This window comes from Chryseobacterium sp. (assembly GCF_045629545.1).
Lineage (GTDB): Bacteria > Bacteroidota > Bacteroidia > Flavobacteriales > Weeksellaceae > Chryseobacterium.
Window position 1 is genome coordinate 1 of record NZ_JAZQRK010000034.1, and the last position, 5,362, is coordinate 5,362.

Consider the following 5,362-nt stretch of genomic DNA (forward strand, 5'->3'; position numbering starts at 1 on the left):
AGAGATGTCTTTAATTGGTCCCCGACCGCTACTGCCTCAATATTTACCTTTGTATAATCAGGAGCAACGAAAAAGACATTTGGTTCGTCCAGGGATCACTGGATGGGCACAAGTAAATGGACGTAATGCTATCTCTTGGCAACAAAAGTTTACGTATGATGTATGGTATGTTGATAATATTTCTTTTGTCTTGGACCTGAAAATACTCCTCTTAACGGTCAAAAAGGTATTTAAGCAAGACGGCATAAACCAACAAGGACAAGTGACATCAGAAGCTTTTAATGGTAATAATTAAATTATAAGAAAAATAAGATGAAGAATATTGCAATTATTGGTGCTGGAGGGTTTGGTCAAGAGGTTTTTTGTATTTGGAGAGATATGCTAGTTGCCAATAAAATTGACTATAATTTTATTGGTTTTTTCGATGATAATAATGCGTTAGAAGCAAATGTTTTTGGTGAAATTGTGGGAAGTGTTGATTCCTTAAATAAAATTGATTATCCTATTGAAGTCGCTATTGCTATTGGAAATCCTAAAATATTAAATATCGTCAGAAATAAATTAAATAATCCTAATCTAATTTTTCCAAATATAATACACCCTTCTGCTTTATTGCTAGATGAAAATACTACTATGTTAGGAGAAGGGAATATATTATCTTTGGGGGTAATCTTTAGTTGTAATTGTATCGTTGGAAATTTTAATATTTTTAATACAAGGTCAACCTTAGGTCATGATAATTTGATTGGAGATTTTAATGTCTTTAGTCCAAATGTACAAATATCTGGAAGTGTGAAAATTGAAAATGAAAATTTTTTCGGTTTCAATTGTGGGGTTATTCAAGGAAAAAAAATTGGTAACAGAAATACAATTGGAACTAGTTCAATTTTATTGAGAAGTATTAAAGATGGCAGTACTTATTTTGGTGTACCTGCTGTAAAAATAAAATTCTAATTTAGAAAAGTATAGTTATGGATGAAAATTTATTTATAGAAAACTTTATTTCAATTTTTGATGATATAGATGCTTCTGAAGTAAATATGGATACGGAGTTTAAAAATCTTGACGAGTGGAGTTCACTAGCAGCATTAGGTTTATTAGCTGTTATGGAAGAAGAGTATGAAGTGGAACTCTCTAGTAAGGATATTGAAAAATCTAATACTATTAGAGATATTTATAATATAGTAAAAGCATAAAATGGCGTTTATCACTATACCGAATGTTGGGATTAAGGGAATTGCAGCTTGTGTACCCGATACCATAATTCGGAATGATTCTTTAGGGAATATTTTTCCAGAAGAAGAATTAAAAAAAATTATAGACTCTGTCGGTATTAAAGAGCGTAGAATTGTAAACGATGATGTATGTGCATCTGATTTATGCTATAAGGCTGCCGATAAGCTTCTAAATGATATGAATATTGATAGAGCTAGCATTGATGTGCTAATATTTATGTCGCAGACAGCAGATTTTAAAATCCCTGCTACGGCACCTATATTACAACATCGGTTAGGTTTGAGTAAAGATACTCTTTGTTTTGACGTTTCTTTAGCTTGTAGTGGTTATGTATATGCCCTTACAACAGCTATGACGTATTTAAATTTGCCAAATATCAATCGTGTATTATTGTTAGACGGGGAAACATTCTCTAAAATCGTAAATCCAAAAGATAAAACTAATGCATTGCTTTATGGTGATGCAGGAACAGCAACATTATTAGAAAAATCTGATGGAGAGGAATTTAATGCAGTCTTGCATAGTGATGGAGAAGGCTGGGATGCAGTTGTCGTAAAAGGAGGAGGAGCTCGTTTCCCTTTTACTGCTGATTCTCTAATAGAAAAGGAACGTGCAGACGGAAGTATAGGAAATGATTTAGAAATTTATATGAATGGAATAGATGTTTTTAATTTCACTTTGCGTGTTGTTCCAAAAAGTATAAAGGAGCTCCTAGAAAAAACAAATACTATTATTTCTGATTATGAATCAATTGTTTTTCATCAAGCAAATAAATTTATGATTGAATTTTTTGCTAAAAAGTTGAAGTACGATATGGCAAAAGTTCCCATTAGTTTGGATAAATTTGGGAATACAAGCTCTGCTACTATTCCATTAACTATTGTTAGTGAATTGAGAGATTGGCAAAATGAAAATAAAAAAATTATTATTAGTGGATTTGGTGCAGGTCTTTCATGGGCTACTGCATCAGTAGATCTTAGTAAAACATTTATTAGTGAGCTAATTGAGTATTAAATGAGAGTACATCATTATGGTTTCGCAACAAAATCTATCGAAAAAAGTTTAAAACCTTTTTTATCATTAGGCTATAGCATATCATCAGATAAAATTTTTGACCCTTTGCAAGGTGTTAATCTATTATTCTTAAAAAATGAAAATGATCATTTAATAGAATTAGTAGAACCAGCCCAAATTGATAATCCTATATCTAAAATTTTATCAAAACTCGGATCTTCCTTATATCATATTTGTTATGAAGTGGACTCGTTTGATAAGGTTATCGAAGAGCTAAAAAAGCAACGTTTTGTGCAAATTACTGCTCCTACGCCTGCAGTTGCATTTCAAGGAAGAAGGGTTTGTTTTTTATATAACCCAGCAATGGGATTAATCGAATTGTTAGAGAATATATGAAAATCTTTGTTTATAGAAATTATACAGTAGAATATCTTTTCAATAGTTCTACAACTTTTAGTGGGTATGGGGATGTCTCAATGCCAGCTCAAGAAGTTGATACTATAGTTTTGTTTTACCAATTAGACCCTTCTAAATCACCTGAGCTACAAACTGTTGAAATTGAGGAGATCAAATCTAAAGTTGAATTAATAATAAATCTTAATGTAGATAAAAGGATTATTGTACTAACATTAGCTAATAATTATCAAAATAATTGGGAAATTAAAAATTCAATTCTCTCTGAAGCTATTGTAAACTTTAATTATAGCTTTTTGAAAGAGTTGGTGTCTTCTCATTCTAATATTAAAGTAATAGAGATTAATCAATTCCTTGGAAAACAATTGATAGAAATCATCGATTGGCGATTTTTCTTTACATCGCAGATGATTATTAATCCTAAATTAGCAAAAGACTTTAAGAAATGGTTTTCTTTGCAACTCGATTTTGTGAGCTTAAAGAGAAAAAAATGTATTGTTTTAGACTGTGATAATACTCTTTGGGGTGGGGTCGTAGGCGAAGATGGTGTACATGGAGTCAAGCTCGGACAGGAATATCCTGGCAATGCATTTAAAAGCTTTCAAGAACTCTTGTTTGCTTTATCCTTAAAAGGAGTTGTATTGGCTGTCTGTAGTAAGAATAATTTAACAGATGTTGTAGAGCTTTGGAATAATAATACCAATAATGTCATTAACGACAAGGTATTATCTGCTTATAGAATTAATTGGCAGAATAAGGCTGAGAATATAAAATCGTTAGCAGAAGAACTAAATATTGGAACTGATAGTTTTGTTTTTATAGATGATAATCCTGTTGAAAGAGGCTTAGTGAAGGAGTTTTTACCTGAAGTTGAAGTTCCAAATTTTCCTGATAAACCCTATCAATTGGTGGATTTCTTTTGGAATATTTATAATGAGTTTTTCTCTACCTATGCACTATCTTTAGAGGATTTACAAAAAACACAACAATACAAAGATATCTTTTTTCGAAATGAAAGTAAAAAAGTTTTCAATAATTTGGAAGACTATTTAGCAAGCTTGGATATCGTTATAGATCTTTATCCCTGTAACGCTAATAATATTTCTCGTCTTGCCCAAATGACACAGAAAACAAATCAGTTCAATCTGCGTACTCAGCGTTACACAGAGGAATATTTAAAGGAGAAACAGAAAAAAGGAAGCCATATTTATTGCGCATCTGTAAAGGATAAATTTGGCGATAATGGAATCACTATTGGTTGTATCATTGATGAAAATGAAAATGAATTATTCTTGGATACTTACCTGTTAAGTTGTAGAATTCTCGGTAGAGAGATTGAAATAGTTACCTTGCTACAAATTATTAAAGAGGTTACTAATAAGTCAAATAAACCACTTCGCGCAGAATATATTCCTTCAGCCAAAAATGATATGGTTAAGGACTTTTTGTTACAAGTAGGTTTTATACTGGTTAATGAAGATCAAAACGGAGTAAAGTCTTATAATTTTGATCCTAAGTATAATATTGAATTAAAAAAACATTACACAATAAATATTAATTAGTTATGAGAGATAAGGTTATTGAAATAATGGCAGAGGTATTTGAAATGTCTATAGATACTTTTCCTTTAGATATAAAACAAGAGCATGTTGATAATTGGGATTCATTACGTCATTTAAATTTGATTGTAGAGTTAGAAGATACCTTTGATAAGTCTTTTGAACCTGAACAAATTAGTGAAATGACTTCTTTGGACAAGATTGTTGAAATGATTGAAAACTAATTCTAATGGAATTAAAAAATCAAAAAATTCTTATAATTGGAGCTTCTTCAGGAATTGGAAAAGCTGCTGCCATTAAGCTAGCTAAGGAAGGTGCACGTGTAGTCTTGGTAGCACGTTCCGAAGATAAGTTGAAAGAAGTTATCGAATCTTGTCCAGGTGAGGGGCATCAATATTTTGCAATTGATGTTAAAGACGAAAAATTATTGGATAATGCAATATTAGCAGCCTCTAAAGATATAGATGAACCATTTACTGGGCTGGTTTATTCTGCAGGAAGAGAAGGTACAATTCCGCTTAAATTTGTTAAGAATGATCTTTTGAATGATATACTTCAGGTAAATACTATTCCAGCTATTTTGATTACTAAAATTTTACAAAAAAAAGGTGTTTTTGCACTAGATGGTGGATCAATAGTTTTTATTAGCTCAGTAATGGGAAATTTAGGTCAGCCTGCAAAAGTAGCTTATTGTATGTCTAAAGGTGCCTTAGTTGCTGCTTCTAAAGCGTTAGCATTAGAATTGGCGCCAAAGAAAATTAGAGTAAATTGTATCTCTCCAGGGATGGTCACCACAGAGATGTCTTCAAAAGTTTTAGATTCAATTAGTGAAGAAAGTATCCTTAATATCAAAAGAATGCATCCTTTGGGAATAGGTAATGTCGATGATATTGTAAATGGAATACAATTTTTGCTTTCAGAAAAATCCAAATGGATTACAGGTATAGATTTAGTAATAGATGGGGGATATAGTGCACAATAACATATAAGATGAGTTCAAAAATATGGTTGTCCTCACCACATATGGGAGGTAATGAGATTAAATATATTCACGAAGCTTTTGCGAAGAATTGGGTAGCCCCTTTAGGACCTAATGTAAATGGTTTTGAAGAAGATTTGCAAGATTATTTGGACAGTGA

General features: G+C 31.5%; 8 protein-coding genes and 1 pseudogene. All 9 read left to right on the forward strand.

What is annotated here, in order from left to right:
* Window positions 1–295, forward strand: a 295-nt coding sequence (locus ACKI42_RS08240) for a sugar transferase (RefSeq protein ID WP_407404320.1), incomplete at its 5' end; no start/stop codon positions are given.
* Window positions 296–312: 17 nt separating this feature from the next.
* The gene (locus ACKI42_RS08245; protein WP_407404322.1) at window positions 313–954 is read left to right on the forward strand and encodes an acetyltransferase; all 642 of its coding nucleotides are present in this window, start codon (window positions 313–315) and stop codon (window positions 952–954) included.
* Between the two features lie 17 nt (window positions 955–971).
* Window positions 972–1,196: an acyl carrier protein gene (locus ACKI42_RS08250; RefSeq protein WP_407404324.1), complete on the forward strand. Its 225-nt coding sequence runs from the start codon at window positions 972–974 to the stop codon at window positions 1,194–1,196.
* Window position 1,197: 1 nt separating this feature from the next.
* A complete protein-coding gene (locus ACKI42_RS08255) occupies window positions 1,198–2,250 on the forward strand; it encodes a 3-oxoacyl-ACP synthase III family protein (RefSeq protein WP_407404326.1) in 1,053 nt (350 codons plus the stop codon).
* Window positions 2,251–2,646 carry a VOC family protein gene (locus ACKI42_RS08260; RefSeq protein ID WP_407404328.1) on the forward strand — a complete coding sequence of 132 codons (396 nt, stop codon included), beginning with the start codon at window positions 2,251–2,253 and terminating at the stop codon, window positions 2,644–2,646.
* Entirely contained in the window at window positions 2,643–4,226 is a 1,584-nt protein-coding gene (locus ACKI42_RS08265; RefSeq protein ID WP_407404330.1) for an HAD-IIIC family phosphatase, read from the forward strand. Before ACKI42_RS08260 ends, ACKI42_RS08265 begins: the two co-directional genes overlap by 4 nt.
* A gap of 2 nt (window positions 4,227–4,228) precedes the next feature.
* Complete coding sequence (locus ACKI42_RS08270) at window positions 4,229–4,447, forward strand: acyl carrier protein (RefSeq protein ID WP_407404332.1); 219 nt, start codon at window positions 4,229–4,231, stop codon at window positions 4,445–4,447.
* 5 nt (window positions 4,448–4,452) lie between these two features.
* On the forward strand, window positions 4,453–5,205 hold the full coding sequence (locus tag ACKI42_RS08275) for an SDR family NAD(P)-dependent oxidoreductase (protein ID WP_407404334.1): 753 nt from the start codon (window positions 4,453–4,455) through the stop codon (window positions 5,203–5,205).
* 8 nt (window positions 5,206–5,213) lie between these two features.
* Window positions 5,214–5,362: pseudogene (locus ACKI42_RS08280) on the forward strand (pyridoxal phosphate-dependent aminotransferase); the annotation flags it as partial.

Excerpts from the sequence above, each read along its gene's own strand:
- ACKI42_RS08275 (WP_407404334.1), top strand. The coding sequence starts at position 4,453 with ATGGAATTAAAAAATCAAAAAATTCTTATAATTGGAGCTTCTTCAGGA.
- ACKI42_RS08265 (WP_407404330.1), top strand. The coding sequence starts at position 2,643 with ATGAAAATCTTTGTTTATAGAAATTATACAGTAGAATATCTTTTCAAT.
- ACKI42_RS08245 (WP_407404322.1), top strand. The coding sequence starts at position 313 with ATGAAGAATATTGCAATTATTGGTGCTGGAGGGTTTGGTCAAGAGGTT.
- ACKI42_RS08255 (WP_407404326.1), top strand. The coding sequence starts at position 1,198 with ATGGCGTTTATCACTATACCGAATGTTGGGATTAAGGGAATTGCAGCT.
- ACKI42_RS08260 (WP_407404328.1), top strand. The coding sequence starts at position 2,251 with ATGAGAGTACATCATTATGGTTTCGCAACAAAATCTATCGAAAAAAGT.
- ACKI42_RS08270 (WP_407404332.1), top strand. The coding sequence starts at position 4,229 with ATGAGAGATAAGGTTATTGAAATAATGGCAGAGGTATTTGAAATGTCT.
- ACKI42_RS08250 (WP_407404324.1), top strand. The coding sequence starts at position 972 with ATGGATGAAAATTTATTTATAGAAAACTTTATTTCAATTTTTGATGAT.